This window comes from Ketobacter sp. MCCC 1A13808 (assembly GCF_009746715.1).
In the GTDB taxonomy this organism is placed as follows: domain Bacteria; phylum Pseudomonadota; class Gammaproteobacteria; order Pseudomonadales; family Ketobacteraceae; genus Ketobacter.
This window is the reverse complement of sequence record NZ_VRKW01000001.1, coordinates 61,680-87,441: the sequence shown is the minus strand read 5'-3', so window position 1 is coordinate 87,441 and position 25,762 is coordinate 61,680. Positions and strand designations below refer to the sequence as shown.

The following is a 25,762-nucleotide window of genomic DNA, read 5'->3' as shown; positions in this document are numbered from 1 at the left end:
TGCCGTAAAAGTTGATATTTATCAAAGTTAAAGTGGCTTTATTGTCGGATTTCTACAATAGTTCGCGGACGTAGCGGGGTTTGAATTCTAGATTTTTTCTATATATTGGACTTAACCTGTTGATAAAAAACAATTTGGTTGCTTTGTTTATCTAGGTGGAAACAGAAATCCAATGATTGTTCACATACATTTCTAATGGGCTATATTCGGTTTTGTATTTCATTTTCTGGCAGTCTTTGATCCAGTAACCCAAATACAAAGCCGGTAGATTCCTATTTCGACATTCCTTTATTTGCCAGAGTACTGCCATTACGCCCAGACTGCGCTTGGCATTCTGGGTGCAATAGAAGGTGTACACTGCGGACAAGCCATTTTCCATTACGTCGGTTACCGCCACCGCGACCAGCTTGTTGTCTTGATCTCTGAATTCATAAAAGCAGGTGTTGCCCCAATCGCTGAGCAAGAAAGACTCATATTGTTCTGGCGTGGGTGGGTACATGTCACCATCATTATGCTTTTCTTCAATATAGCGCGCGTAAAGATCGTAATGTTCGTCTTTAAAAACCGCTTCAACTCGCTGAATTGTCAGATCTTTGTTCTTATTCCAGATGCGCTTGTGTTTGCGGGAGAATTGATATTGCTCAACAGGTATACGGACGGGAATGCAGGCCGAGCATTGGCGGCAGTGGGGGCGATAAAGGTAATTTCCGCTGCGCCGGAAACCAACCTCGGACAATTCGCTGTAGAGATTATGATCCAGATTCGCCTTGGGATCAGCAAACAGGGTGATTGCATCATTCCGGGGCAAATAACTACATTGATGCAGTGGTGTTACAAAAAATTTTACAGCTGCGAGATCAGTCATAATCCTAATGGTTTAAGCCTTTGTTTTCAGACTTCTTACAGTATTAAACGAATTAAAATTTGTTTCCAGTCTCAGCTTACAGAATATTTCCATCGAAGCTCCCATTTTGGCGGGCGTGCAGTTAGTAGCTTAGTAAGTGGGGGCACGTTGGAAGACAGATAGGATTTGAACTGACTGCGTTTAATAGGTCGTGCCCCCAGACTGCTCAGGTGGGGATTGCCAACCTGGCAATCAATGATTGGGAAGCCCCATTGCTTGAGTTGGCCTACCAAATGAACAAATGCAATTTTAGATGCATTGTCAGCCCGGCTAAACATGGATTCGCCGAAATAAAGAGTGCCCAAGGCAATGCCATAAAGGCCGCCTACTAATTGGTCGTCGAGCCATGTTTCTACGGAGTGCGCGTATCCTAAGCTGTGAAGGTGCATATAAGCCTGGATCATGTCTTCAGTGATCCAGGTACCCTCGCTGTCGCGTCGGGGCGCTGCACAGGCGCGGATCACGGATTCAAAAGCCTGGTCCATGGTGACGTTGTATTTGCCTTTGCCCAGCGTCTTGTGCAGGCTTCTGGATATGTGCAGTTCTTGGGTAAACAGCACGGTGCGGGGGCTGGGTGACCACCAGAGAATGGGCTGGTCATCGGAATACCAGGGAAAAATTCCCAGTGAGTAGGCTTCTATCAATCGCTCCGGTCGTAGATCACCGCCTGCTGCTAGTAAGCCATCCGGGTCTGCGAGCGCGTGCTCGATCGGTGGGAAGCCTTGGCTTTCATAGTCCAGTACAGGGATTTTAATCATGGCGCAGGGCAGGGTAAAACGTGATAAGGGAAGGGGCTGATACCAGTAATATTACAGTACTCCAATCAAGCCCCGTCCTGCTCAAGAAAATCAATGGTTAGTTGTTTTCATCCAGGAATTTTTCAGCGTCCAGTGCAGCCATACAGCCAAATCCTGCTGAGGTGATTGCCTGACGATAGACGTGGTCGGTTACATCGCCTGCAGCAAATACGCCTTCGACGCTGGTAGCCGTGGCGTTACCTTCAATGCCGCTATTAATTTTTATATACCCGTTTGCCATATCGAGCTGCCCTTCGAAAATACCGGTGTTGGGCGTATGGCCTATGGCAATAAACACACCCTGTAGGTCGATGTCCTTGGTCTCACCGCTGCCTACACTTTTTATCCGCATGCCCGTCACGCCCATGTCGTCACCCAACACTTCGTCCAAAACGTAGTTCAATTCCAGAGTGACGTTGCCGTTGTTGGCGCGCTCCATTAGCCGGTCCTGTAATATTTTCTCTGAGCGGAAGGTTTCGCGGCGGTGCACGACGACCACTTCTTTTGCAATGTTAGCGAGATATAAGGCTTCTTCTACTGCCGTATTCCCGCCGCCAATGACAGCCACTTTCTGATTACGATAGAAGAATCCGTCGCAGGTGGCGCAGGCGCTCACACCTTTGCCTTTGAATGCTTCTTCCGAATCCAGTCCCAGATAACGGGCGGAGGCACCGGTAGAAATAACTAGAGCATCACAAGTGTAGGTCGCGCTGTCACCATAGAGGGTGAAGGGGCGTTTACTGAGATCCGTTTTATTGATGTGATCGAAAATAACTTCTGTTTCAAATCGCTCAGCATGCTGCTTCATGCGCTCCATTAACTCAGGGCCCTGAACGCCATCCTGGTCGCCAGGCCAGTTGTCCACATCGGTAGTGGTGGTCAATTGGCCGCCTGGCTGGATTCCGGTGACCATAACCGGATTCAGGTTAGCACGGGCTGCATAGACTGCAGCGGTATAACCGGCGGGGCCGGAGCCGAGGATAAGTAGTCTGCAATGCTTGGTTTCGCTCATGAATCGGGCTTCCGTTATAGATGGCTGTGAGGGTCTGCCATATGAATCAAATGTGGAACTTATACTGATTTACCGTGCCTTTAGCAAATAGTTCCTCTAAATCAGCGGTATAGCCTTTGACTATGTGCTAATAGTGTATTTGCAGGTGGTGTTTTTAACCGGAGAGAGGCAATGGCTCAACAGTTGAAAGTTGGCATACCCAAAGAAAACAAACCCATGGAGGGCCGTATCGCACTGGTGCCTCATGCAGTGAACGAGTTGGTACAGCAGGGCGTACCGGTGGTAGTGGAAAGTGGAGCCGGAAAAAAGAGCGGGTTCAGTGATTACGAATACAAACAAGCCGGAGCGGTGATAGCGGATTCCGCACAGCAGCTGTACGCCGCAGTTGATCTGATTGTGAAGGTGAAAGAGCCAATCGCCCAGGATCTTGCCCTGCTCGAATCCAGGCATCTGTTGTTTTGCTATCTGCATCTGGCCCCCAATCCGGATCTGGCTGCAGCGTTGTGTGACATCGGGCTGACCGCTGTCGCATTCGAGACCGTGCGAGAAAATGGCGGTTTGCCCTTATTAGCGCCCATGAGCGAGATTGCAGGCCGGGTAGCCGTGCAGGCAGGGGCGCATCTTCTGCACAGTTCAATGGGAGGGCGGGGGGTATTGCTCGGAGGCGTTACCGGAACCGCAGCGGGTAGGGTCGTTATTATCGGCGCCGGAGTTGCAGGTCAGAATGCCGCTGCGGTGGCTGCTGCCAGTGGAGCACAGGTGATCGCTTTTGACCGGAGCGCCGAAGCACTCAAATCCATAGAAAGGCTGGCGCCCAATATTACCGGTCTATACGCGTACGCAGGGGCGATAGAGCAAGCATTACAAACGGCTGATTTGTTGGTTGGGGCTGTGCTGATACCCGGTCAAAAAGCGCCGCATATCGTGACCCGCGAAATGGTCCGCAAGATGCCTCGTGGAAGCGTGATTGTTGATATTTCGGTTGATCAGGGCGGCTGTATTGAAACTATCCGTCCAACCGACTACCGGGATCCAGTCTATGTCGACGAAGGCGTGCTACACATGGGCGTTACCAATCTGCCGGGAGCGGTGCCCAAGACAGCGTCGGAAGCCCTCTCCGGTGCGCTGTTACCCTTTGTCGGTCGGCTGGCGATGGAAGGGGTAATGGCTTTTCCTGCGTTAAGTGACGGAATCAACGTTTCCGGAGGTAAGATTGTGTTGCCGGCTCTGTTAGAATGAGCGCCACGCAAAGCGATCCAAACTTAAAGTGGATTTACTGAATGTCGTGCAAATTGCTGATATTACGTTAAAATCAGTATTTTAGCTTCCAGATTTATAGACCCATACGGCAGGAATTTTGTTTGAAAAAAGCTCAGACACAACGACAGACGCCACCCGCACCTTGGATTGAGGTGCTGGTCAAAGGGGTGCGCGAAGGCGCCATGATAGTGCTGTTCTTTTTGTCCATCTATTTGATCATTGCGCTTATCTCTTTTGATCTCCAGGATCCGGGTTGGAGCAGTCTGGGCAGCGGTCGCAGTGTGCACAACCTGGGTGGCAGAGCCGGGGCGTGGAGTGCGGATGTTCTGATGTCGCTGTTTGGTTACCTGGCCTATTTATTCCCTTTGCTGATTGCGTATCGCGCCTGGTTGGTGTTTCGCGATGCAGGCAAGCCCTGGAACTGGCTGTTAGCCGGTTTGCGGCTCCTTGGTTTTATTATGACGATGGTGGCAGCCACTGGCTTGGCTTATATCCACTTTGATGTTGTTGACGGCACACTACCCCATATTGATTCTGCAGGGCGAAATTCGGCTGGCGGAATACTGGGAATCGAAGTGGGTGGCGCCGCATTACATGCCCTGAACGCCCTCGGTTCAACCCTGCTATTGTTAGCCTTATTCCTCATCGGGCTTACTATTTTCACGGATGTTTCCTGGATTAAGGTAATCGACGGCACTGGCAAGCTGACATTGGGTTTTATCGATTTTCTGGCTAATCTGCGCAGCCGATGGCAGCAAAGCCGCGATGCTAAGGAAGATGTGGTATCCAGGCGCGAGCAAGCGAAGGCTGCTAAAGCGCAGGAAAAAGCAGCCAAAAAAGCGCAGAAGGAGCGCCATGCTGCACTGAAGAAAGAACAAGCCCAGCAGGAAAAACGCAAAGCCCCGGTTATCGCATTACCTAAACCGAAAAAGGTTGAGAAAAGTGCCAGGGCAGAAAGAGAACGCCAAAAGAGTCTATTCGATAATCCGGTATCCGGAGAGTTGCCAGCGATTGCGTTACTGGATGCCGCGGACAAACAAAACAACCGGGGCTATTCCACAGAAACACTGGAAGGCATGTCGCGTTTGCTGGAAATCAAATTGCGGGATTTTAATGTCGAAGCGGAAGTTGAGAACGTACTGCCGGGGCCGGTGATTACCCGTTTTGAGATACAGCCGGCAGCGGGTGTAAAAGTCAGTCGCATTACCAACTTAGCAAAAGACCTGGCGCGCTCTTTGGCGGTAATCAGTGTGCGGGTGGTGGAAGTCATTCCGGGCAAGACGGTGGTGGGAATTGAGATTCCGAACGAAGATCGCGAGATGATCCGGCTTAGTGAGGTGGTATCGTCTTCCCAATACGACGAAGTGAGTTCGCCTCTGGCATTGGCGCTGGGCAAGGATATCTCCGGCGAACCGGTGATTGCGGACTTGCAGAAAATGCCCCACTTGCTGGTGGCGGGAACGACCGGATCAGGTAAGTCAGTGGGCTTGAATGCGATGTTGATCAGTATGTTATTCAAAGCGACGCCAGATGAGCTTCGCTTGATTATGATCGATCCAAAAATGCTGGAATTATCGGTTTACGACAATATTCCCCATTTGTTGACCCCAGTTGTAACCGATATGAAAGAAGCGTCCAATGCGCTGCGCTGGTGCGTTGCGGAAATGGAGCGACGCTATCGCCTGATGGCGGCAATGGGGGTACGCAATCTGGCCGGGTTTAACAAGAAAGTAAAGGATGCCATTAAGGCGGGTGAGCCGATTGATGACCCGCTGTTTAAACCGGACCTGGATTGTCAGGAACCGGAGCAACTTGAGGTGCTGCCCTTTATCGTCGTGGTTGTAGATGAATTTGCGGACATGATGATGATCGTTGGTAAGAAAGTAGAGGAGCAAATCGCCCGGATAGCGCAAAAAGCCCGCGCAGCCGGCATCCACCTTATATTGGCGACGCAAAGGCCGTCGGTAGATGTGATTACCGGTTTGATTAAAGCGAACGTGCCTACTCGAATGGCTTTTCAGGTGTCATCCAAAGTGGATTCCAGAACCATACTGGATCAGGGTGGCGCTGAGCAGCTGCTCGGACACGGGGATATGTTGTATTTGCCTCCGGGAACCGGATTGCCGGTTCGGGTTCATGGCGCTTTCGTAGCGGATGAGGAGGTGCATCGGGTATGTGATGATTGGCGTCGGCGCGGTCAGCCTAATTATTTGTCAGAAATTCTGGAAGGCAACCATGAAGCCGGTCCCGCACCGGGGGACGAAGCCGCAGGTGGGGGAGATTCGGAATCCGATCCGCTTTACGATCAGGCCGTTGCCTTTGTACTGGAGTCCCGTCGGGCTTCGATCTCATCCGTTCAACGAAAATTGAAGATCGGTTATAACCGCGCAGCCAGGATGATCGAAGCGATGGAAGACGCAGGTGTGGTAACAGAAATGGGTACCAACGGTCAAAGAGAAGTCATCGCACCGTCCTCACGGTGAACCCGGATAAATTATCAGAATGGAAATTTACTAATGCAAACCAATTTCTTTTTGCGCTTGTTACAACCCGTAGTGTTCAGTTTGTTTTTGTCTTGGTTGACCGTTGCAACGGCGCAAGCAGCGGATATTTCACCAGAGAAAGCCACCCCGAAGCTGATTGAATTTCTGAATGGGATACAATCAATGCAGGCTTCTTTTGAACAATGGGTCATGGATGCCAAGCAGAACGCGCTGCAGAATGTGACGGGGGAGATGTGGGTTCAGCGGCCGGGCCAATTTCGCTGGGATACCGCTGAACCCTATCCGCAGACAATAGTCTCTGATGGTTCTGTTTTATGGATATTTGATGAGGATCTTGAGCAGGCGACCAAAAAGACCCTGGACAGGCAGGTTGGAAATACACCGGCATTGTTGTTAAGTGGTGACCCTGCCAAAATCAGCGAAAATTTTACCGTAAGTGCGTATCATTTTGATGATACCGATGAGTGGCGCTTTGACTTACGCCCCAAAAATAAAGACGCGATGTTCGAGTTACTCAGGGTGCACTTCTATAAAAAGGATCTCAGGGACATGTATCTGGAAGACAGCCTCGGACAAACCACGCGCATAGAATTCAAGACAAAACAGAAAAACCAACCCATTGATGCGCAGACCTTTGAGCTGGATCTGGATGATTCTGTTGACGTTATCGAAGAAGGCTAGAGGTAGTTCCGTCCATGGGTTTGTTTGAGGAAGAACAAAAATGGCAGCCCTTGGCAGCCCGTATGCGACCGACTACCCTGGATGACTATGTGGGTCAGGAGCATTTGTTTGGCGAAGGGCAGCCTTTGCGTAAATCCATTGAAGCAGGGCATGTGCATTCGATGATCCTGTGGGGGCCTCCCGGTGTTGGCAAGACTACCCTGGCAATGATTCTTGCCAGTTATGTCGAGGCGCAGTTTTTAACAGTATCCGCAGTTTTGAGTGGTGTTAAAGAAATACGTGCAGCGATAGATCAAGCAAAAGAGCAGCAACGCTATGGGCGCAAAACCTTACTGTTCGTCGATGAGGTGCACCGCTTTAATAAATCTCAGCAGGATGCCTTTCTACCTTATATCGAAGATGGAACCTTTATTTTCATCGGTGCTACTACTGAAAACCCGTCCTTTGAATTAAATAACGCTCTGCTTTCACGCGCCCGTGTGTATGTGCTTAAAAGTATCCCGGCAGACTCGTTGCAAAAATTGCTGGCGCAGGCGTTAAATGATAAGCAGCGCGGATTGGGAGACGAGTCTGTTTCCGCTGACCCTGATGTACTACTCAAAATTGCCCGTTCGGCCGATGGCGACGCACGCCGTGCACTCAATTTGTTGGAAATCAGTGTCGAGTTAGCGAAGGCGGATTCTGTCGATCGGGTATCCGATGCGGTAGTGAATCAGGCACTGACTTCGGACGTGCGGCGGTTTGACAAAGGCGGTGAAGCTTTTTATGACCAGATCTCCGCGTTGCATAAAGCGGTCAGGGGGTCATCCCCGGACGGTGCTTTATATTGGTTTGCCCGTATGCTGGATGGAGGCTGCGACCCTTTGTATATAGCACGAAGGGTTGTTCGTATGGCGAGCGAGGATATTGGCAATGCCGACCCCCGTGCGCTGCAGATTGCACTCAGTGCCTGGGATGTACAGACCCGCCTGGGCAGCCCGGAAGGCGAACTTGCCATAGCTCAGGCGGTGGCATACATGGCGTCTGCACCGAAAAGCAACGCTGTTTATACCGCGTTTAAACAACTGCGGCGTCAGATACGGGAAGAACCCAGTCATGAGGTGCCGTTGCATTTGCGTAACGCCCCCACTAAATTAATGGAACAGCAGGGATATGGCGCTGACTACCGTTACGCCCATGATTATCCGGATGCTTACGCTGCGGGCGAAAACTATCTACCAGAAATACACCAGAACTCGGTTTGGTATCAGCCGGTATCTCGAGGCCTGGAGATAAAAATCGGCGAAAAACTCACGTACCTTAAAGAACTCGACAAACGTAGCAGTTGGAAGCGATATCAAAGCAAACCCGGCTAAATAAGCATGTTAACAGGGGGCAAAGCAATGAACTGGGTACAATTCTGTTGGGTCGCTTTGGGGGGTGCGTTGGGCGCCTGTAGTCGGTTCTGGATGTCATCCTGGCTTAACCAGCTCAATACCAGTCATTTTCCGTTGGGTACGTTTGGGGTAAATGTGCTTGGGTCGTTTCTGTTCGGCGTCTTGTCTATTGTGATATTTTCGGCAGCGGATCTCAGAGAACCAATGCGATTGCTGATATTGGTCGGTTTTCTGGGTGCGTTTACTACCTTTTCCACATTTTCATTTGAAACGGTGCGTCTGCTGGAAGAAGGCCAGATGGCGATGGCTGGTATTAATGTCCTGGTGAGCTGTGTGTTGTGTTTTGCCGGAGTATGGCTTGGGGTTGTCCTGGCCCGGATCCTGTTCTAAAAGGAATAGCTGAGGTCTAAGTGCAGTTTCCGGTGATTAATTCGGTTACAATACGGCGAAATTCTCAATCTCAGATACAAGCGAGTTAAGCGTACACCATGCTAGATCCAAAATTGTTGCGAAATGAGCTAGATAGCGTTGCAGATGCGCTCCGGGCACGAGGCTTCGAACTCGATAAAGCGGCTTTTCAGTCTCTGGAAGACCAGCGAAAGGCGCTCCAGGTTGAAACTGAAAATTTACAGGCTGAGCGAAAGCGCAAATCCAAGCAAATCGGTGTGGCGAAAGCCAAAGGTGAAGACGTATCGACGCTAATGGCAGAGGTTGACAGCTTCGGTACGCAATTAAGCGAATGCGAACACCGGTTGACACAGCTTCAGGCTCAAATTCGCTCACTTCACCTGGAAGTTCCCAATCTGCCGCACAGTAGCGTGCCGGCAGGCGATAGCGAAACGGATAATGTAGAAATACGCACTTGGGGTACCCCCGCGACTTTTCATTTTGAAGCCCGAGATCATGTGGACGTGGGTGAAAAAATCGGATGCCTCGATTTTGAGACGGCGGCCAAGATTTCCGGTGCACGTTTTTCTGTGATGTACGGGCCGTTGGCAAGAATGCACCGGGCATTGACTCAATTGATGCTGGATACGCACCTGAACGAACATCATTATCGGGAAGTGTATGTGCCCTATCTTGTGAATCCGGAATCGCTAGAAAGCACCGGTCAGTTACCCAAATTCGAAGAAGACCTGTATAAATTACGCGGTGAGCGAGAGTTGTATCTTATCCCTACGGCAGAAGTTCCGGTAACCAATATCAGTCGTGATGTCATCTATGGGGAGTCGGATTTACCCATCAAATTTGTTTCCCACACGCCCTGTTTTCGTAGTGAGGCGGGCTCGGGAGGTCGCGACGTCCGCGGTATGATACGACAACACCAATTTGAAAAAGTGGAGATGGTGCAACTGGTTAAGCCGGATGACTCCTATCAAGCCCTCGAATCGTTGACCGGTCATGCCGAAGCAATCCTGCAAAAGCTCGGCTTGCCTTACCGTGTCGTGGTATTGTGCGCCGGAGACATGGGTTTTTCTGCGGCTAAAACCTACGATATTGAGGTTTGGTTGCCAGGCCAGGGCAAGTACCGCGAAATTTCTTCTTGCAGTAATTTTGAAGATTTTCAGGCCCGACGTATGCAGGCTCGCTATCGTCCTGAGGGCAGTAAAAAAATTGAGCTTCTGCATACATTGAATGGCTCCGGTTTGGCGGTGGGCCGTTGTCTGGTGGCTGTGTTGGAAAATTATCAGCAGGAAGATGGCAGTGTGCGGGTCCCCGAAGCGTTGCAACCTTACATGGGTGGCATCGAAGTAATACCAGCCCAGGATTAAGTGCTGTGGATTATCTACCTCTTTTTTACAAGTTAACCGGGAAGCAATGCTTGGTCGTGGGCGGTGGCGAAATAGCGACCCGTAAAGCTTCAATGCTGCAGCGAGCCGGTGCCCATGTGCGGGTAGTCGCTCCGCGTATCAGCCCATCCATGGACGCTGTGCTCGATGATGACCCTAAAACCGAGCGTTATCTGCGTTCGTACCAGCAAAGTGATTTGGATAACATGGTGCTGGTTATAGCCGCTACCGATGATAGCGGTTTAAACCAGCAGGTTTCTGAGCAAGCGCGGGCCGCCAACATTCCGGTTAATGTTGTGGACAATCCTGAGCTATGTACTTTTATTCTTCCCTCTATCATTGACCGCTCCCCCATTGTTATCGGGGTTTCCAGTGGTGGCCAATCACCGGTCCTGGCGCGGATGATCCGGGCCAAGTTGGAATCAACGATTCCGGCCAGCTATGGCCGGTTGGCTCATTTCGTCGGGCGGTTCCGTGACAAAGCCAAAGCGCGTTTCAGTGATGTAAACCAACGCCGCGATTTTTGGGAACAAGTGTTGGATGGACCGATTGCTGAGTTTGTTTTTGCAGGCAAAGAAAAGGACGCAGAAGCACTGTTAGAGCAGCAATTCAATTCAGACCTCAATCTGCATCCCTGCGGCGAAGTTTATCTGGTCGGCGCCGGCCCTGGTGATCCGGATTTGCTTACCTTCCGGGCGTTACGGTTGATGCAGCAAGCGGATGTGGTTTTATTTGATCGACTGGTGAGTCCGGAAATTCTGGACCTGGTCAGGCGGGATGCCGAGCGCATCTATGTGGGTAAAGCCCGCAGTGAACACGCGGTACCACAGGATCAGATAAATGAATATTTAGTAAAACTGGCTAAAGACGGCCGCAGAGTTTGCCGTCTGAAAGGCGGAGACCCCTTTATTTTCGGTCGAGGCGGAGAAGAGATTGACCGTTTATTTCAGGAAGGCATTCACTTCCAGGTAGTACCGGGTATCACGGCGGCGTCAGGTTGTGCCAGCTACGCAGGCATCCCCCTGACACATCGCGATCATGCACAATCGGTTCGATTTATAACGGGCCATTTACAGGACGGTAGCCTGAACCTGGATTGGGAGACCCTGGCCAAGGAGCGACAGACACTTGTCTTTTATATGGGCTTACTCGGATTACCAGTAATATGTGCCAAGCTGGTTGAGCACGGTCTATCCCCGGAAACGCCCATTGCGTTGGTTCAGCAGGGAACCACTCGCCATCAGAAAGTATGGACTTCCACATTAGAAAACATGGCGAAAGACATTGAAGATCAAGAGGTTAAGCCCCCGACGCTGATCATTGTCGGGTCGGTTGTTAAGTTGAGGGAGCGTCTTTCCTGGTTTGACCCTTCAACTGTTGATTAACGTATAAAAATCAAGCTGATCCAAAAATAATCTGTTTACTTTCCAAATTGCAACCATCGACTACTCTGAAATAAAGAAGGTTTTGTAAAATTCGTGGGAGTTGTCTGGATGAGTTGGTTCAATAGAATCTCCATTAGGAATAAGCTGATGTTTATTCCCTTGGTCGGAATTCTGGGGTTTGCGATTAGCTTAGCGTTTAATTATTCCGTTAATTCCGATACCAGTAGTCGGCTTGAATCGGTGCGTGATCAGTATTATCCAATACTGGAATTGGCCAACACTGTCCTGGTGGTATTGGATGCCACGGCAGAGACGCTCAACTCTGCGGTAAGCGCCGGAGAACAGGATATGGTCGTTGCTGCGGACGAAACTGCAGCGAAGATGCGCAATCTGCTGGACAAGATCCATAGCCTTGAACCTAGCCGTAAATCGGAAGTAGAAAAGCTGCGCGCGGATTTTGACAGTTATTATTCTGCAGCACGCGGACTTTCTCAGGGCATGATTTCCGGGGATATCGACTTTTCGAAGCTGAACGAGCGTGCCTCCGAGATGACCGAGCGCCAGAGAGTGGTCAAGCAGGAGTTACAACTCTTCCGCGATGGAAGCCATAAATTGTTTGCGTCCAACATTTCGGATTCTATCTCTTTAGCAAATGAAGCCCTGAAAGTGGGCGTTGGAGTTGCGGTTGTTATCACGGTAATTCTTATCATGGTCGCTCTGTACGTCACCTCCACCGTTACCGGTAACCTGTCACGGATTGTGAATTCTTTGAAGGACATCGCAAGTGGGGAAGGTGACCTGACCAAACGCATTCACCAGACCTCGCAAGATGAGATCGGGGAACTTGTCTATTGGTTTAATTCGTTTGTGGAGAAGCTGCAGGCGATTATTAAAGACGTTGTCGATAGCATTGAGCCCCTTAAGAAAACCAGTAATGAGCTAACTTCTCTGGCGCATGAAAGCGAATTGGTATCAAGTGGTCAGTTGGAAGCCACGGTTAGCGTTAACCGTTCAATGAATGAAATGTTCGAGAGTTTAAGCGAGAACGCGGCAAATACATCGAATGCAGCCGAAGCGGCTTCTTATGCAAATGAACAAGCCCAGACCGGTCACAGCATCGTTAAAGACACCATAAGCACCATCAATGATCTTGCTCGTGAAGTAGCAAAAGCCGGCAAAACCATCGGTCAGTTGGAATCGGATTCTGAGAATGTGGGCGCTATATTGGATGTTATTCAAGGCATAGCGTCACAGACCAATTTATTGGCGCTGAATGCCGCTATTGAGGCTGCTCGCGCTGGCGAGCACGGGCGCGGTTTTGCTGTGGTGGCAGATGAAGTGCGGACGCTGGCTTCCCGCACACAAGAATCAACGGAAGAGATTCACGGAGTTATAGACCAGCTTCAAAAAACAGCCCGGGTTATTTCCGAAGTGATGGCCGCCGGCCAGTCAAAAGCTGAACAGAGCGTGTCGAAAGCCGGGGATGCAGGTAACTCCCTGGAAGCGATAACCAGTCGGGTGGAAGAAATTAACGTGATGAACACGCAGATTGCATCCGCGACAGAGGAACAGCAACAAACCTCGCAATTTATTCAGCATGCAATTGATGAGATTAGCCAATCTGCGAATAAAGCGGCTGAAGGTTCTTCTAAAGTGGCTTCCTCCACAGAGCAATTGCAGAACGTTACTAACCGATTGGATTCTGTGGCTCGTCAGTTCAAGGTTTAGTTTACTTCCAGAATAAGCGACGGGTGGAGAGGGTTAACACAGCGATCTCTCCCCGTTTTATAAGAAGCTTTTATTCCGCTGCGACCAAACATCCCGGGCCATCTCTTCTGCTTGAGGCGGGCTCTCGGCTTTACCCAGCAAGGTGAAGGCAATAGCACAGGTGCCGATCACCGATGCTTCTCCATATTCATGTTCACTTTGGCCGCGCCACAATGAAACCAGATTACCTATGGTGAAATCCGTTTCCTTCACGTGACGTTTATTGAATAGTGCCGGCCAGGTTTTATCCTGTACTTCCCCATTTCGAACCGATTGCACAAGACAGGGTATATCCGGGTTACGCTCGATTTCCCCGGCTTCTCCTTTTATCACATCCACACGCTCGTAGCCGAGAGCCTGTGCGGCTAATTGGTGAACCGGGCGGTAACCAGGGTGGAATATCCCCTGGATAATACAGCGGGCATTGCACGGATTGAGTAAGCGCGAAAGAGTGTGTACCGGGGAACGCAAACCCAGTGTGTTTCGTAGTTCGATTATCTGATGCAGCCGTGGGGATAGGTTGCGTAAGGGAAAATAAGTGAATCCCTGGCTATTTACTTGTTGCTGGCAATCATGCCAATTTTCCGCGATCGGCAAGCCCAGCTCTCTTAATACATCTTCTGTATATAAACGATCGATGGTATGTCCTGATGCTCCGTGCACAAAAACTTTTTCGCCGGTTTCTGCCAGCAAAAATATACTCAGTAAGTACCATGGCAGGTGGCGGCGTTTGCCCGCATAGGACGACCAATCCAAATCGATGTTCAAAGACTCTGGCGCGTGAATAGACTCACGTACTGCTTGTACAAACCCCAGTAACTCTTCAGGGCTTTCTTCCTTAACCCTGAGCAGCATCAGAAATGCTCCCAGCTGCACGTCTTCGACTTCGCCATTCATGATCATTTTCATGGACTGAAGGGCTTCATCTTCTGTTAATGAGCGTGTGCCATTTTTGCCCTTGCCTAGTATTCGAACGAACTGTGCAAAAGGGTGTTCATGTCTGGGAGGAATGCTGGTTTTCATACTGTCAAACCTTCGGGGTCGGCTACAAACAATGGGTGGGCCTTGGCAACCCGGCGATTTTGGCAGCCAGTTTCGCAGGGCTCCCTGGGAAAAGTTGCAGGAGATAGATGCTGTTGCCTTTCTCGTCTCCAAGATGTTGTTTTACATACTTTACCAATATCCGCATTGCAGGAGAATGCTCAAATTCCTGGTGAAACCGGCGCAGTAAAGCAATAATTTCCCAGTGGGATTCCGACAATTCAATGTCAACGGAGGCGGCTAGCGCAGACGCAGCGGCTTCACTCCAGTCGCCGGGATTTTGCAGATAGCCCTCTTTAGTCAGCGCAACCGCATGACCATTCAAGTCCAGGGTAGGGCTAGGCACTATAGCCAGCTCAATGTTTTGTGATGCTGTTCCACCAGATCAACGAAACCGTCGTAATGCACCGGGTTGACCAGGCTATCCGATTTATTTTGCATGCCCCGGGCTTCGATGTCGGGTATCAATGCGAAGCAGCGCTTCCGATCCGGTAAACCTGTTGCGACAGAGGGGTTCGATAGCAACAATACCGCATCGCCGATTAAAATTAAGGAATCGTCAGACTTCATCAGGTCGAGGCAGCGTTGCAGGGACCTATTGCTGAATGGAGACTGATTAACGATATGCAAAATCATAATTGGAGTGCCTAGAAAGTCAGTAGGTTGTCAAATTGACAAAAGAGATCCGATACGGCGTCATCTTCCACTAACTGCACTTCAACAGAAAGATCTTCTTCGGTCAAACCCCGCAAGGCCAGATCTTTTGCTCTTACGAAGATATGGTCAATGTCGTAAAGCGCAAACGATTTGAATATCGCTGCCGTATTTTTCTGGCCAGCGGGATCGGTGTTCTGATTTTTTATTATCTGGAAAATCCCATCGTCAAGAAACAGTACGCCGGTTTTAACCCCGAACGCAGCGGTTGCCAATGCCGCATCCAACGCCTCACGGGTGCCCATACCGGCATGCGGGGCTTTCTGGTTGATGATCAGTGTGGAACGCATACCTGTGTACCGCTTATAGTCATGGGTTTATAGAGTGGTGCTAACCGCCAAACGTAATCAGGCGATCCGATTCCAGCCCGGCTTCTACTAGCTGGCCTAAGCCGGACAGCACAAAAGCGTCTGACAGATTGTGATTTTGCTTTTCGTAGCGTTCCGCTTCCGTAACGTTTAATACGCCTCTTCGCAAGCAGGCAGAAACGCAAACCACCAGCTCGATCTGATGGTCAGTAGCGACGGATTGCCACGCTTTGTAGAGGTCAACTTCGTCTTGCGGGGTAACCGCCAGGTCTGTCCCGCTCAGAACCCCGTCGCCGGAGAAAAAAACACGCTTTATCCGGTGGCCCTTGATTAAAGCAGCCTCACAAAACCGCAACGCAGACAGGTTGCTTTGTTTGCTGTAAGGGCCATCAATGACATGTAAAGAAAAAATCATGGTTGTGCTCAAGTTGAAGTTACTGATTGCCATCATAGGGCTGACAGAGGTGAAATCAAGCAGGACTTGATATAGGATGACGGTTCGAAAAGAGCCGCACTGGTATCGATGCAGTAACCTTAAAATTTTTCTTCACAGAATCATAGGTTTGGGATATTATACGCGCCTTCACAAAAACGGTGGGCTGGCAGAGCGGTTGAATGCAGCGGTCTTGAAAACCGCCGTAGGTTAATAGCCTACCCGGGGTTCGAATCCCTGGCCCACCGCCATCTTCTCTAAGGCAAGGTTCTTTGCCGCGACAAAACACAGACAAATCCTATTTGCATCAGGCTTCGGCGCTTGAGATTCCCGGGCACGCTTGGTTTTGCCTAATTAGCTAAGGTGCCAAACCCGCGTATTGTGGCGATTGTGGCAGTTTTGAGTGTGACTTATTCACTAATTTAAATATGCAGAAATGGGTATTATAAATGGGTAATAGGTCGCTGATTCCCTAACACATTGTGGTTAATGAGTCAGTTTCGGTGCTTGATTCGGATGTCCGGCGCTTTTAGATTAAAATGCTTTGATGGTAGCGATTGTGATGGGATCTGCTGGCGGGGTTTTTGAGTGATAAAGGTTTATATAGTTGACGATCATGACTTGGTGCGCACGGGCATTTCCAGAATGTTGTCGGATATCGCGGGTATCAAAGTGGTCGGCGAGGCTGCCAGTGGTGAGGATGCATTGCGGTTTATTCGTGACCTGGAGCCCGATGTGGTGTTGATGGATGCGAAAATGCCCGGTATCGGTGGGTTGGAAGCCACGCGTAAATTGTTACGACAGAATGCAGACGTCAGGGTCATAGCGGTTACCGCTTGCGGTGAAGAGCCGTTTCCTTCACGCTTCCTTCAGGCTGGCGCTGCGGGCTATTTAACCAAGGGCGCCGCTATGGATGAAATGGTAAAAGCCATCCGCCTAGTGCATTCAGGGCAGCGCTATATTTCACCGGATGTTGCCCAGGAGCTGGCTTTAAAACCGTTCCGCAGTGACGGGGAGTCGTCTCCATTCGATCAATTATCAGAACGTGAGCTGCAAATTGCGACCATGATCGTGAATTGTCAGAAGGTACAGGAAATATCCGACAAGTTATTCTTGAGTCCCAAGACGGTCAACAGCTACCGCTATCGGGTATTCGAAAAATTGGGTATCAACAGTGATGTTGAGCTGACTTTGCTGGCGGTTCGGCACGGTATGCTGGATGTAGAATTTTTGCCGAATAGTTAGTATGTTCATTGCCATTGATTGTTTGGCAGTGAAACCGGTGAGGATTTAACATAGATATCGACGCTTTTCTCCACTCTTTAACGACCCACCCGGGTGTTTACCGAATGGTGGATGCTGAAGGTGGTGTGTTGTATGTGGGTAAGGCCAAAAACCTGCGTAATCGCGTGAGCTCTTATTTTCGCACTAGGCAGCAGAGCCCCAAAACGGCGGCCTTGGTAGCAAAAATAGATCATATTGAAGTGACGGTCACTCACAGTGAGACTGAAGCGCTGTTGTTAGAGCAGACGTTGATTAAATCGCTGAAGCCGCCCTTTAATATCTTGTTGAGGGACGACAAGTCCTATCCTTATATTTATATTTCAAAACAAACGTTTCCCCGCGTTGCCTATTATCGCGGTTCAAAAAAAATGCCTGGACGTTTCTATGGACCGTATCCAAGCGCGACGGCTGTGCGCGAAACTTTGGGTCTGCTACAGAAAATTTTTAAAGTTCGTCAGTGCGAGGATAGCTTTTACCGTAACCGCTCAAGGCCCTGTCTTCAGCATCAGATTGAACGTTGTAAAGCACCCTGCGTTAACCTCGTGTCTGAGCAGGAGTATGCAGAAGATGTCCGCCATACCGTGATGTTTCTAGAAGGCAAGAACAGGGAAGTGCGGGATGAGTTGACTAAGCAGATGCATGCGGCCGCGGATTCCCTGCAATTTGAGCAGGCTGCCCAATTTCGAGATCAGCTGGAAGCATTAACTCAGATCCAATCGCAACAGTATGTGGAGACTGAATCCGGTAGCGCCGATGTCTTCGCAGTGGCGCTGGAGTCCGGTGTCGCTTGTGTACAAATAGTGTATGTGCGCAGCGGTAGGGTGATGGGAAATAAAACCTATTATCCGGCGCTAAAATCGGAGTTGTCGGTGGCGGAAATCTTCGACGCATTTATACCGCAGTATTATTTGGGTGGGTTAGGGCGCCGGGACTTGCCACAGCGAATTCTGGTTTCGGAGCCGTTCGAATCCAGCGACGCGCTGATTGAGGCGATACAGCAACGTGATAACCATGTTTTGAGTATCCATACGAATGTACGCACTTCCCGTAAAGCGTGGCTGAATCTGGCCCAAACCAATGCACAACAATACCTGGCCAGTCATCTTGCTAACCGGGAACAGCTTTATCGGCGTTTCGAAGCACTGCAGGATTCCCTTTCGCTGGAAGAAATCCCTCAACGCTTGGAGTGTTTCGATATCTCCCATACTCAGGGAGAAGGTACGGTTGCCAGTTGTGTCGTGTTTGAGCATTCCGGAGCTGTTCGAAGCCAGTACCGTCGGTTCAATATAGAGGGAGTGGCCCCGGGAGATGATTACGCAGCCATGAACCAAGCGTTAAATCGACGTTATACGCGCCTCAAAAAAGGAGAGGCGAAGCTACCGGATATTCTGATCGTGGATGGCGGTAAAGGCCAGCTCAGACAAGCCCGCGAAGTACTGACAGAGTTACAGGTTCAGGGGGTGCTGTTACTCGGTATCGCGAAGGGTGAAACCCGAAAGCCGGGATTGGAAACTCTGTTTTTAGAAGAAACCGGGCCCGGATTTGAACTGTCCGGCGATTCCCCAGCGCTGCACCTGATACAGCAAATTCGCGACGAAGCGCACCGGTTTGCCATCATGGGCCATCGAAATCGACGTGAGAAAAAGCGGACACGATCCGTGCTGGAAGACATACCGGGGATAGGCGCAAAGCGTCGTCGCGAGTTGCTAACTCACTTTGGCGGTATGCAGGGTTTAAGCCGTGCGAGCCAGCAGGAAATAGAAAAAGTGTCCGGAATTAGCAAGAAAATTGCAGAAGACGTTTATGCAGCCCTTCACAATGTTTAGAATGAGGGGTCAAAAAGGCCTTTATAGAGAGCAGTTATGCAACAATTGGCGGGTAGATCTGTGCTGTTTACGATACCTAATGTCCTGACTCTACTCAGAATATGCTTAATTCCTGTGTTTATTCTTGCGTTTTACACGCACAGCGAATGGAACAAATTGGCTGCGGCGACCATCTTCGCCATAGCCGGTATAACGGATTGGATCGACGGCTATTTGGCCCGGAAAATGGATCAAACCTCCAAGTTGGGTGCGTTTCTCGATCCGGTCGCGGATAAATTAATGGTGTCCGCCGCATTGGTTTTGCTGGTAGAAAGCCATTCTTCAGCGCTCCTGGCCATTCCGGCCATCGTTATTATTAGTCGTGAAATTACGGTGTCTGCATTGCGTGAATGGATGGCGGAGCTGGGTAAACGAGCCAGTATCGCTGTTTCCTATATCGGGAAGATAAAAACGGCCGCCCAGATGGTGGCTATAACCGGCTTGCTGGCTAATGAACCGGACCTGGGTAACTGGTTGGTTTGGTTGGCTTATTTGTTATTGTATATAGCGACGGTATTAACTATCTGGTCCATGATGATGTACTTGAAAAGCGCTTGGCCTGACCTGAAGGAATGAATTCAGTTCGTGTATATCAAGTTATTGAGAAATAATAGAAATTTATGGGTTGACTCGGCAAGCGGGGTAAGTAGAATATGCTTCCCACAGAGGTCAGCCTTTGTGTAGATATGAGATTAAACGCGGGAATAGCTCAGTGGTAGAGCACAACCTTGCCAAGGTTGGGGTCGGGAGTTCGAACCTCCTTTCCCGCTCCATATTTGAATCCGGCTAACCGGATTGTATTAAGTTTCCTTTTACCTTTCTCTTGTATAAGCTCTGTGATTCAGGGCGCGATAGCAAAATGGTTATGCTCCGGATTGCAAATCCGTTTACGCCGGTTCGATTCCGGCTCGCGCCTCCAAATTCCTCCGCTTATCCCTTTATCACATTTCTTTTTTCCCGGAATGCTTCAACGTGCGCTTTAAGGGCCTGTTCCATTTCGCTGATCTCGCTGCCACGGGTGTTGAGGATCTTTTCACCGTCTTTCGGGGATTGCCCTTTATAAACATAGAGGCTCTCCAGCATGATCTTGCGGATGGGAGAGTGTTTATCCAGGCCTCTTTCTTTGCAGATGATGTCTACAGACATCTCAAACGCTTTGTCGTAGCCATGACGGTCGATTGATATGGTCCGAAATTTAGGTTTGGACAGCTCTTCGCTGTTGACCCTGATCTCAAAAACATGGGCTGGCTTGCGCCCGCTGCGGTAACGCACCCGTTCTTTGAGTCCGACTATTTTGCCATCGGTGTGTATCAGGCGCTCTACTGACAGGTCTTTGCGCATAAAGTGCGCTCGCTGACGTTGTGCCAGTTCAAGATCTTTGGCCTGAGCCTCTTCCAGCGCCAAAAGCAGTTCTTCTTCGTTCAGGTAACGGCCGTTGATCTTGAGGGGGTAATAAACTTGATGTTCTTTGCTATTCCACGCACGATAAACGCGGATATAGTCTTCGCTGACTGATATCGCCATAGTTCCAATGAAAGCTCATATTAAAAATTACAATTGAAGTAGCTGAAGCCAATCATTACCAATATATTTAAATTTTTCAACTCAACGAATAAATTATTGATATGCCAGAGGGTTATCCCTATAATTCTGGCCTCATTTTGGCTTGCTACCGCATCAACATCCTGCCCGGGTGGCGAAACTGGTAGACGCAAGGGACTTAAAATCCCTCGGTGGCAACACCGTGCCGGTTCGATTCCGGCCCCGGGCACCATTCTTTTTCCCATGCATTTATCCAAAATGCGCCGGGAACGCGCTTCCAACTTTACCTTCCCTGTCAGTGTTTCTTATTGTGCACATGTAAGCCCCTGAGGGCTAGTGTAATTTTTCTTTATCTTAGTTTATAGGAATGAGTCGAACGAAATTTCGGCAAAAAATCCCATTTGTCTCTGTGAGAAAATGAAACGGATTCTTGCTTGCCAAGCTTGCTTGAAAGCTAAGTTAGACAATCGGTGCTTCTTGCCAAATTATCGAGTGAATTACGCCCATGGAACTCCATCAAAGTGAGTCGTATTATCCAATAGTTGATTGAAGAAACTCATGTCATGAAGAGTGTGATTTTGTTTAAACTGGTTTAGGCTTATTGGTACAGGCAGTGACCGGATCGATAGAGGAATAGAGTTAAGTGTGAATTTATCCTATATTGATAAAGAAAGGACACAAGAGGGTTTGGGCTATGACAGCATTGGATCTCGACCGAGTTCATATGCTACAGAATGTTCCGACATTCGGTGGTATTAATGATGAGGTTTTGTCCTTTTTGCTGGATCACTCCAAAACAGTTAACCGGGCGGCTGGCCAGGAGGTGTTCCACGAGGGTGACTATACCGCTTCAATGTTTATTATTGAGGAAGGTGAAGTAGCGATATTCAAACAGAAAGCCGGTCAGAATTGCTTGATGGTAACGCTGGGAGAAGGCGAGTGCCTTGGGGAAATGGCGTTGTTCGATTATATGCCTCGCAGTGCGTCGGCTGTTGCCCATACAAAATGCAGTCTAATTGAAATTACCTCCCAAAACCTCTACGAAGTCTATAAGAAAGACCTCGAACAATTCGCTCTATTACAAATGAATCTGGGGCGGGAAATTGCCCGCCGCCTGCGCCGTGCTGATGAGCTTTGCGTTAAGTGTCCGTTGCGACCGGGTAACGAATCGGATTCCGGTGTGGGGGTAAAACCGTTCAGACAATACCAATAATATAAGGGGGGGATGTAATATGGACGAGGTTAAATCGGATAGTAAAAAGCCGGATAACCAACTGGTAGCTCAGGTTCGTCAACTGGAATGGTCCGCACCCTTTAAATGGTTGAGGATGGGTTGGAACGATTATCTGGATGCTCGCCAGCTTAGCCTTGAATACGGCCTTTTCTTTGCCCTCAGTGGCGTGCTACTGACCGCTCTTGTTGTCTATTTTACTTCTAAAATATTCATTTTCGGTCTTGTGTTTTTGTTCATTTTGCTCGGACCGTTATTTGCTTTTGGCCTCTACGATATTCCGCGCCAGCTAGAGCTTGGCGAGAAGCCCACGCTGAAACATTCATTGCAACAAATCCGGGATAGTGCCGCCAACCAATGGGTGTTTGCTGTTGTGATTTGCGTTGTCAGTCTGATATGGCTACGGGCTGCCACCATCATTCACGTATTCTATCCGGAAGGGGGTGATCCTACTCTTGAAGAGCTACTTACTTTTTTTGCGGTGGGGATAGGTGCCGGGGCTTTTTTCTCTGCGTTAGTATTTGGGATTAGTGCTTTTTCTCTTCCGATGATGATGGATCGGAACGTCGATGCGATTTCTGCGTCGATTACCAGCCTGAGTGCCGTTATGAATAATATGTGGGTGGCGGGAATGTGGGGTCTTTTGATAGCCGGGCTGATTTTTCTCGGTTTTGCTACTGCCTTTATCGGCTTGATAGTGGTTCTGCCGGTGATCGGTTATGCCACCTGGCATGGATATAAAGACACTATTTTAGATTAAAATTTCCCGCTATTTGTTACCTGCTATGGGTCTGCAGTGCGTTATAAGCGATCAGTTCGCCTAATCTGGGGAGTAGCTGTTTCGGGAAATCGTGACCCATACCTTTAATTAATTCCAGCTTAGCCCGGCGGATGGATTTTGCTGAATCAATGCCGCCTTTTTTGTTCACCAACGGGTCACTGCTACCGTGGATGATTTGAGTAGGGCAATCAATATTTCGCAGTAGTTTGCGGAAACCGCCGGTTGCAATGATTGCATGGCTTTGGCGCAGGTAACCGGAAGGCCGATATGCCCGGTCAAAATCTGCGGCCAAGCGCGCCAGAATTTCTTCATCGGGTGTGGGGTACATCGGACTGGATATTTTTTTCCAAAACTGCAGCGATCGGGCTATAGCTATTTCTTTTTCGTGACCGCGCGGAACTCCGTAGCCTGCCATATTCAGCAATATATCCATACGCGGCATGGGTAACCATGGTTCATTTGTGGTGGACATAATGGAGGTTAGGCTCAGTGTTCGGTGTGGGTGGAGTGCGGCAAATAACTGGGCAATCATGCCGCCCATCGATGCGCCCACCACATGTACTTTGGGCAGATCCAAGTGATCCAGAAGGTTGATGCAGTCTGACACCATATCAAACAGGGTGTAATTGGATTTAATTGGTAATCTTAATCGGGATCGCAGCATGGCCTTTTTCAGATCAGCATCAATTCCGTTATTTGCGGAGGACGATAGACCTATATCCCGGTTGTCGAATCGGATTACACGAAATCCTTCATCCACCAGTGTGTTCACCAACTCTGTGGGCCACAGCGTGAGCTGGGAACCCAGCCCCATAATTAATAAAAGGGGTTTATCGGTCAGGTAGCCCTCATCCTGATAATGAATAGTTACCGGGCCACAATTGGCCTGACCTTGACGGACAGGGTGGTGTTGATTGAACGTTTTTGAGTGCATTGCAGTTAAAGTCATAAATTGATTTCACTCATCACTGGTGGCCAATAACATATAATTTACCGCGCAGGACTTTGTCAGCTTATAGCGTTTTGTAAATGGGTTGAGTGACACTCCGCTTATCCAGGTGGTATTGAGTGAGCTTTTCTTCAATAAAACCTTGAGCTCATCTGGGGTTACAAACTTCTGCCAATTGTGGGTTCCCCTGGGAAGTAGTCGAAGTAGGTATTCTGCACCGACTATGGCCATCAGGAAACTGAGAATGGACCGGTTTATCGTCGAAACGAACATCATGCCGCCTTGTGCTACTTTTTCGTTGCAGCGCAGCATAAAATGTTTCAGGTGGCTAACGTGTTCAACCACCTCCATATTAAAAACGATATCGAATTCGTCTTCCAGTGTATCGAGTTCTTCGCATAAGTAGGCGATATCCAACCCTTGGTTATTGGCATGCTGCCTGGCAATGGCAATGCTGTTTTTCGCCAAGTCTATGCCGGTGACTTGCGCTCCCAGTTTGCATAGTGATTCAGAAAGAATGCCGCCCCCACAACCCACATCGAGCACCTTCAGACCCTGGAGGGGATGCTCTTTGTTACGGTCAATGATGTTTCGTTCGTGTAATACGTTGAGTATAACCTGGACTCGAAACTGGTTTAATTGGTGGAGCGGCCACATGGGGCCCGATTCATCCCACCAGGTGGATGCGAGGCGGTTAAAACGGGCCAATTCTGAATGGTCGAGCGTGCTCTGGGGTGCCATATTCAGGTAACTACCCGATAACAGGGTTGGTATTCTGATTCACCGATTTTCATTCGTTTCTGGATCACAAAGGTGCGTAGAATTTTATCCAGTGAGTTCATTATCTCGGTATCACCTTTGATTTCAAAAGGACCGTGTTCTCTTATCAGGGTGATGCCCTGCTCTTTGACATTGCCGGCAACAATACCGGAAAATGCCTTGCGCAAATTCGCCGCCAGAATGTGAGAAGGCTGGTTCTTATGCAGATCGAGCTGGGACATGGATTCGTGCGTCGGTTCGAATGGCATCTGCATTTCATTGGGAATGTTCAATTTCCAATTAAAATAAAACGCATCTTTGGATGTGCGCCGGTAGAGCAAAACTTCTTCTGCCCCGGCACGCGCTGCTTTGGCCACTTCGGCCGCATCTCCGATGACAATTTTGTATTTCAGTTGCGCCTGTTGTCCCAACGTTTCTGCTATAAACTGATTGATGGTATCGAAATAGGGGGCAGCATCCTGGGAGGCTGCAAAAATAAGGGGAAAAGGAATACCTTCGTTGCTGGGATGTAACAACACTCCCAAAATATACAGTATTTCTTCAGCGGTGCCCGCACCACCGGGAAATACAATCACGGAGTGAGACATGCGCACAAATGCTTCCAGGCGCTTTTCTATGTCGGGTAAAATAATCAGCTCGTTGACAATGGGGTTGGGGGATTCTGCTGCGATGATCCCGGGCTCGGTAATGCCCACATACCGCCGGTTGGGCACATGTTGTTTGGCGTGGCCGATGGCAGCGCCTTTCATCGGGCCCTTCATGGCACCCGGGCCGCAACCGGTGATGATGTTCATATCCCGCAATCCCAATTCGTAACCGACTTCTTTGGTAAAGTCGTATTCTTCACGGCTGATGGAATGGCCCCCCCAACACACCACTAAGGGGTTGGCGTCGCCTTTCCTGACGGCATTTGCATTGCGCAGAATGTGAAAGACAGCATCGGTGATACCGGCGGTGGTGGTCAGATCAAAGCGATTGGAGTCGCGTATTTCACTGGTGATATAAACGACGTCCCTGAGCACCGAAAACAGCTGTTCGCGTATTCCGCGTATCATTTTACCGTCTACAAAGGCTGTGGCAGGGGAGTTGCTCAGTTGCAATTTGATGCCCCGTGCCTGGCGGATAAAGCGAATATCAAAATCCGCAAACTCTTCCAGAATTTCACTGGTATTGTCGTTATTGTTGCCGGTGTTCAGAACCGCCAGGGCGCAGCGTCTGAAGATGTGAAACAAATTGGCATCCGTTTGATTGACCAGTTGATTCACTTCACTTGGCGACAGCAATTCCAAAGCAGCTTCCGGTGACACCGTGGTGCTAGCGACTTTATCTGTCATGATTCGATTCGATCCTTATTCAGT

Annotated in this window: 25 protein-coding genes and 4 tRNA genes; 17 read left to right on the top strand and 12 right to left on the bottom strand. The window is 49.4% G+C overall.

Annotation, left to right across the window (positions count from 1 at the left end; genetic code table 11):
- Positions 1-151: 151 nt before the first annotated feature.
- From FT643_RS00395 to trxB, 3 genes are all read right to left on the bottom strand, one after another.
- Complete coding sequence (locus tag FT643_RS00395) at positions 152-865, bottom strand: arginyltransferase (protein WP_156868713.1); 714 nt, start codon at positions 863-865, stop codon at positions 152-154.
- A 71-nt stretch (positions 866-936) separates the two neighbouring features.
- Positions 937-1,662 (bottom strand): leucyl/phenylalanyl-tRNA--protein transferase, encoded by a 726-nt coding sequence (gene aat, locus FT643_RS00390; RefSeq protein ID WP_156868712.1) that lies wholly within the window; start codon positions 1,660-1,662, stop codon positions 937-939.
- Between the two features lie 97 nt (positions 1,663-1,759).
- A complete protein-coding gene (gene trxB / locus FT643_RS00385) occupies positions 1,760-2,713 on the bottom strand; it encodes a thioredoxin-disulfide reductase (RefSeq protein WP_156868711.1) in 954 nt (317 codons plus the stop codon).
- Positions 2,714-2,884: 171 nt separating this feature from the next.
- Between trxB and FT643_RS00380 the strand changes: the two genes are divergently transcribed.
- The 8 genes from FT643_RS00380 to FT643_RS00345 all read left to right on the top strand — a co-directional run bounded on the left by FT643_RS00380 (position 2,885) and on the right by FT643_RS00345 (position 13,437).
- Positions 2,885-3,952, top strand: coding sequence for an alanine dehydrogenase (locus FT643_RS00380; protein ID WP_198043221.1), 1,068 nt, complete (start codon positions 2,885-2,887; stop codon positions 3,950-3,952).
- A gap of 122 nt (positions 3,953-4,074) precedes the next feature.
- Positions 4,075-6,456, top strand: coding sequence for a DNA translocase FtsK (locus FT643_RS00375; protein WP_305047294.1), 2,382 nt, complete (start codon positions 4,075-4,077; stop codon positions 6,454-6,456).
- Positions 6,457-6,489: 33 nt separating this feature from the next.
- A complete protein-coding gene (lolA, locus tag FT643_RS00370) occupies positions 6,490-7,158 on the top strand; it encodes an outer membrane lipoprotein chaperone LolA (protein WP_156868710.1) in 669 nt (222 codons plus the stop codon).
- Between the two features lie 14 nt (positions 7,159-7,172).
- Positions 7,173-8,513, top strand: a complete 1,341-nt coding sequence (locus FT643_RS00365; protein ID WP_156868709.1) for a replication-associated recombination protein A — start codon at positions 7,173-7,175, stop codon at positions 8,511-8,513.
- Positions 8,514-8,540: 27 nt separating this feature from the next.
- Positions 8,541-8,924: a fluoride efflux transporter CrcB gene (crcB, locus tag FT643_RS00360; RefSeq protein WP_156868708.1), complete on the top strand. Its 384-nt coding sequence runs from the start codon at positions 8,541-8,543 to the stop codon at positions 8,922-8,924.
- A gap of 98 nt (positions 8,925-9,022) precedes the next feature.
- Complete coding sequence (gene serS / locus FT643_RS00355; RefSeq protein WP_156868707.1) at positions 9,023-10,306, top strand: serine--tRNA ligase; 1,284 nt, start codon at positions 9,023-9,025, stop codon at positions 10,304-10,306.
- Positions 10,307-10,311: 5 nt separating this feature from the next.
- Positions 10,312-11,709: a siroheme synthase CysG gene (gene cysG / locus FT643_RS00350; RefSeq protein ID WP_317621899.1), complete on the top strand. Its 1,398-nt coding sequence runs from the start codon at positions 10,312-10,314 to the stop codon at positions 11,707-11,709.
- Positions 11,710-11,856: 147 nt separating this feature from the next.
- Positions 11,857-13,437 (top strand): methyl-accepting chemotaxis protein, encoded by a 1,581-nt coding sequence (locus FT643_RS00345; protein WP_198043220.1) that lies wholly within the window; start codon positions 11,857-11,859, stop codon positions 13,435-13,437.
- Between the two features lie 57 nt (positions 13,438-13,494).
- Here FT643_RS00345 and FT643_RS00340 read toward each other — a convergent pair whose 3' ends face one another.
- The 5 genes from FT643_RS00340 to tusD are packed head-to-tail and all read right to left on the bottom strand — an operon-like array spanning position 13,495 to position 15,954.
- Positions 13,495-14,499: a glycosyl transferase family protein gene (locus FT643_RS00340; RefSeq protein ID WP_156868704.1), complete on the bottom strand. Its 1,005-nt coding sequence runs from the start codon at positions 14,497-14,499 to the stop codon at positions 13,495-13,497.
- Between the two features lie 22 nt (positions 14,500-14,521).
- Positions 14,522-14,863 carry a TusE/DsrC/DsvC family sulfur relay protein gene (locus FT643_RS00335; RefSeq protein ID WP_317621898.1) on the bottom strand — a complete coding sequence of 114 codons (342 nt, stop codon included), beginning with the start codon at positions 14,861-14,863 and terminating at the stop codon, positions 14,522-14,524.
- Positions 14,863-15,153: a sulfurtransferase complex subunit TusB gene (gene tusB / locus FT643_RS00330; RefSeq protein WP_156868702.1), complete on the bottom strand. Its 291-nt coding sequence runs from the start codon at positions 15,151-15,153 to the stop codon at positions 14,863-14,865. The genes FT643_RS00335 and tusB overlap by 1 nt, the downstream gene beginning before the upstream one ends.
- An 11-nt stretch (positions 15,154-15,164) precedes the next feature.
- The gene (gene tusC / locus FT643_RS00325) at positions 15,165-15,521 is read right to left on the bottom strand and encodes a sulfurtransferase complex subunit TusC (protein ID WP_156868701.1); all 357 of its coding nucleotides are present in this window, start codon (positions 15,519-15,521) and stop codon (positions 15,165-15,167) included.
- Positions 15,522-15,561: 40 nt separating this feature from the next.
- The gene (gene tusD / locus FT643_RS00320) at positions 15,562-15,954 is read right to left on the bottom strand and encodes a sulfurtransferase complex subunit TusD (protein ID WP_156868700.1); all 393 of its coding nucleotides are present in this window, start codon (positions 15,952-15,954) and stop codon (positions 15,562-15,564) included.
- A 178-nt stretch (positions 15,955-16,132) separates the two neighbouring features.
- On the opposite strand from tusD, the gene FT643_RS00315 reads away from it, so the two are divergent.
- From FT643_RS00315 to FT643_RS00290, 6 genes are all read left to right on the top strand, one after another.
- A tRNA-Ser gene (locus FT643_RS00315) sits at positions 16,133-16,223 on the top strand.
- Between the two features lie 337 nt (positions 16,224-16,560).
- Positions 16,561-17,217 (top strand): UvrY/SirA/GacA family response regulator transcription factor, encoded by a 657-nt coding sequence (uvrY, locus tag FT643_RS00310; RefSeq protein ID WP_317621897.1) that lies wholly within the window; start codon positions 16,561-16,563, stop codon positions 17,215-17,217.
- Between the two features lie 50 nt (positions 17,218-17,267).
- Entirely contained in the window at positions 17,268-19,082 is a 1,815-nt protein-coding gene (gene uvrC / locus FT643_RS00305) for an excinuclease ABC subunit UvrC (protein ID WP_317621924.1), read from the top strand.
- Between the two features lie 60 nt (positions 19,083-19,142).
- Complete coding sequence (gene pgsA, locus FT643_RS00300) at positions 19,143-19,697, top strand: CDP-diacylglycerol--glycerol-3-phosphate 3-phosphatidyltransferase (RefSeq protein WP_411267787.1); 555 nt, start codon at positions 19,143-19,145, stop codon at positions 19,695-19,697.
- Between the two features lie 122 nt (positions 19,698-19,819).
- Positions 19,820-19,894, top strand: a tRNA-Gly gene (locus FT643_RS00295).
- 72 nt (positions 19,895-19,966) lie between these two features.
- A tRNA-Cys gene (locus tag FT643_RS00290) sits at positions 19,967-20,040 on the top strand.
- Positions 20,041-20,051: 11 nt separating this feature from the next.
- Here FT643_RS00290 and FT643_RS00285 read toward each other — a convergent pair.
- Entirely contained in the window at positions 20,052-20,645 is a 594-nt protein-coding gene (locus FT643_RS00285) for a hypothetical protein (protein WP_156868698.1), read from the bottom strand.
- Between the two features lie 163 nt (positions 20,646-20,808).
- Between FT643_RS00285 and FT643_RS00280 the strand changes: the two genes are divergently transcribed.
- From FT643_RS00280 to FT643_RS00270, 3 genes are all read left to right on the top strand, one after another.
- Positions 20,809-20,895, top strand: a tRNA-Leu gene (locus tag FT643_RS00280).
- Between the two features lie 462 nt (positions 20,896-21,357).
- On the top strand, positions 21,358-21,876 hold the full coding sequence (locus tag FT643_RS00275; protein ID WP_156868697.1) for a Crp/Fnr family transcriptional regulator: 519 nt from the start codon (positions 21,358-21,360) through the stop codon (positions 21,874-21,876).
- Between the two features lie 19 nt (positions 21,877-21,895).
- Positions 21,896-22,654 carry a DUF2189 domain-containing protein gene (locus tag FT643_RS00270; RefSeq protein ID WP_156868696.1) on the top strand — a complete coding sequence of 253 codons (759 nt, stop codon included), beginning with the start codon at positions 21,896-21,898 and terminating at the stop codon, positions 22,652-22,654.
- Positions 22,655-22,670: 16 nt separating this feature from the next.
- On the opposite strand, the gene FT643_RS00265 is transcribed toward FT643_RS00270, so the two are convergent.
- Genes FT643_RS00265 through ppnN form a run of 3 tightly spaced genes read right to left on the bottom strand, consistent with a single transcriptional unit; the run spans position 22,671 to position 25,738 of the window.
- A complete protein-coding gene (locus FT643_RS00265; RefSeq protein WP_156868695.1) occupies positions 22,671-23,624 on the bottom strand; it encodes an alpha/beta fold hydrolase in 954 nt (317 codons plus the stop codon).
- 9 nt (positions 23,625-23,633) lie between these two features.
- The gene (ubiG, locus tag FT643_RS00260) at positions 23,634-24,365 is read right to left on the bottom strand and encodes a bifunctional 2-polyprenyl-6-hydroxyphenol methylase/3-demethylubiquinol 3-O-methyltransferase UbiG (protein WP_156868694.1); all 732 of its coding nucleotides are present in this window, start codon (positions 24,363-24,365) and stop codon (positions 23,634-23,636) included.
- Between the two features lie 2 nt (positions 24,366-24,367).
- Positions 24,368-25,738 carry a nucleotide 5'-monophosphate nucleosidase PpnN gene (gene ppnN, locus FT643_RS00255; protein WP_156868693.1) on the bottom strand — a complete coding sequence of 457 codons (1,371 nt, stop codon included), beginning with the start codon at positions 25,736-25,738 and terminating at the stop codon, positions 24,368-24,370.
- Between the last annotated feature and the right edge of the window lie 24 nt (positions 25,739-25,762).

Coding starts and splice junctions, on each gene's coding strand:
- FT643_RS00345 (WP_198043220.1), top strand. CDS start 11,857: ATGTTTATTCCCTTGGTCGGAATTCTGGGGTTTGCGATTAGCTTAGCG.
- FT643_RS00275 (WP_156868697.1), top strand. CDS start 21,358: ATGACAGCATTGGATCTCGACCGAGTTCATATGCTACAGAATGTTCCG.
- lolA (WP_156868710.1), top strand. CDS start 6,490: ATGCAAACCAATTTCTTTTTGCGCTTGTTACAACCCGTAGTGTTCAGT.
- FT643_RS00270 (WP_156868696.1), top strand. CDS start 21,896: ATGGACGAGGTTAAATCGGATAGTAAAAAGCCGGATAACCAACTGGTA.
- FT643_RS00395 (WP_156868713.1), bottom strand. CDS start 865: ATGACTGATCTCGCAGCTGTAAAATTTTTTGTAACACCACTGCATCAA.
- trxB (WP_156868711.1), bottom strand. CDS start 2,713: ATGAGCGAAACCAAGCATTGCAGACTACTTATCCTCGGCTCCGGCCCC.
- serS (WP_156868707.1), top strand. CDS start 9,023: ATGCTAGATCCAAAATTGTTGCGAAATGAGCTAGATAGCGTTGCAGAT.
- tusB (WP_156868702.1), bottom strand. CDS start 15,153: ATGATTTTGCATATCGTTAATCAGTCTCCATTCAGCAATAGGTCCCTG.
- FT643_RS00380 (WP_198043221.1), top strand. CDS start 2,885: ATGGCTCAACAGTTGAAAGTTGGCATACCCAAAGAAAACAAACCCATG.
- tusD (WP_156868700.1), bottom strand. CDS start 15,954: ATGATTTTTTCTTTACATGTCATTGATGGCCCTTACAGCAAACAAAGC.
- FT643_RS00285 (WP_156868698.1), bottom strand. CDS start 20,645: ATGGCGATATCAGTCAGCGAAGACTATATCCGCGTTTATCGTGCGTGG.
- aat (WP_156868712.1), bottom strand. CDS start 1,662: ATGATTAAAATCCCTGTACTGGACTATGAAAGCCAAGGCTTCCCACCG.
- tusC (WP_156868701.1), bottom strand. CDS start 15,521: ATGCGTTCCACACTGATCATCAACCAGAAAGCCCCGCATGCCGGTATG.
- FT643_RS00340 (WP_156868704.1), bottom strand. CDS start 14,499: ATGAAAACCAGCATTCCTCCCAGACATGAACACCCTTTTGCACAGTTC.
- FT643_RS00365 (WP_156868709.1), top strand. CDS start 7,173: ATGGGTTTGTTTGAGGAAGAACAAAAATGGCAGCCCTTGGCAGCCCGT.
- ubiG (WP_156868694.1), bottom strand. CDS start 24,365: ATGGCACCCCAGAGCACGCTCGACCATTCAGAATTGGCCCGTTTTAAC.
- crcB (WP_156868708.1), top strand. CDS start 8,541: ATGAACTGGGTACAATTCTGTTGGGTCGCTTTGGGGGGTGCGTTGGGC.
- ppnN (WP_156868693.1), bottom strand. CDS start 25,738: ATGACAGATAAAGTCGCTAGCACCACGGTGTCACCGGAAGCTGCTTTG.
- FT643_RS00265 (WP_156868695.1), bottom strand. CDS start 23,624: ATGACTTTAACTGCAATGCACTCAAAAACGTTCAATCAACACCACCCT.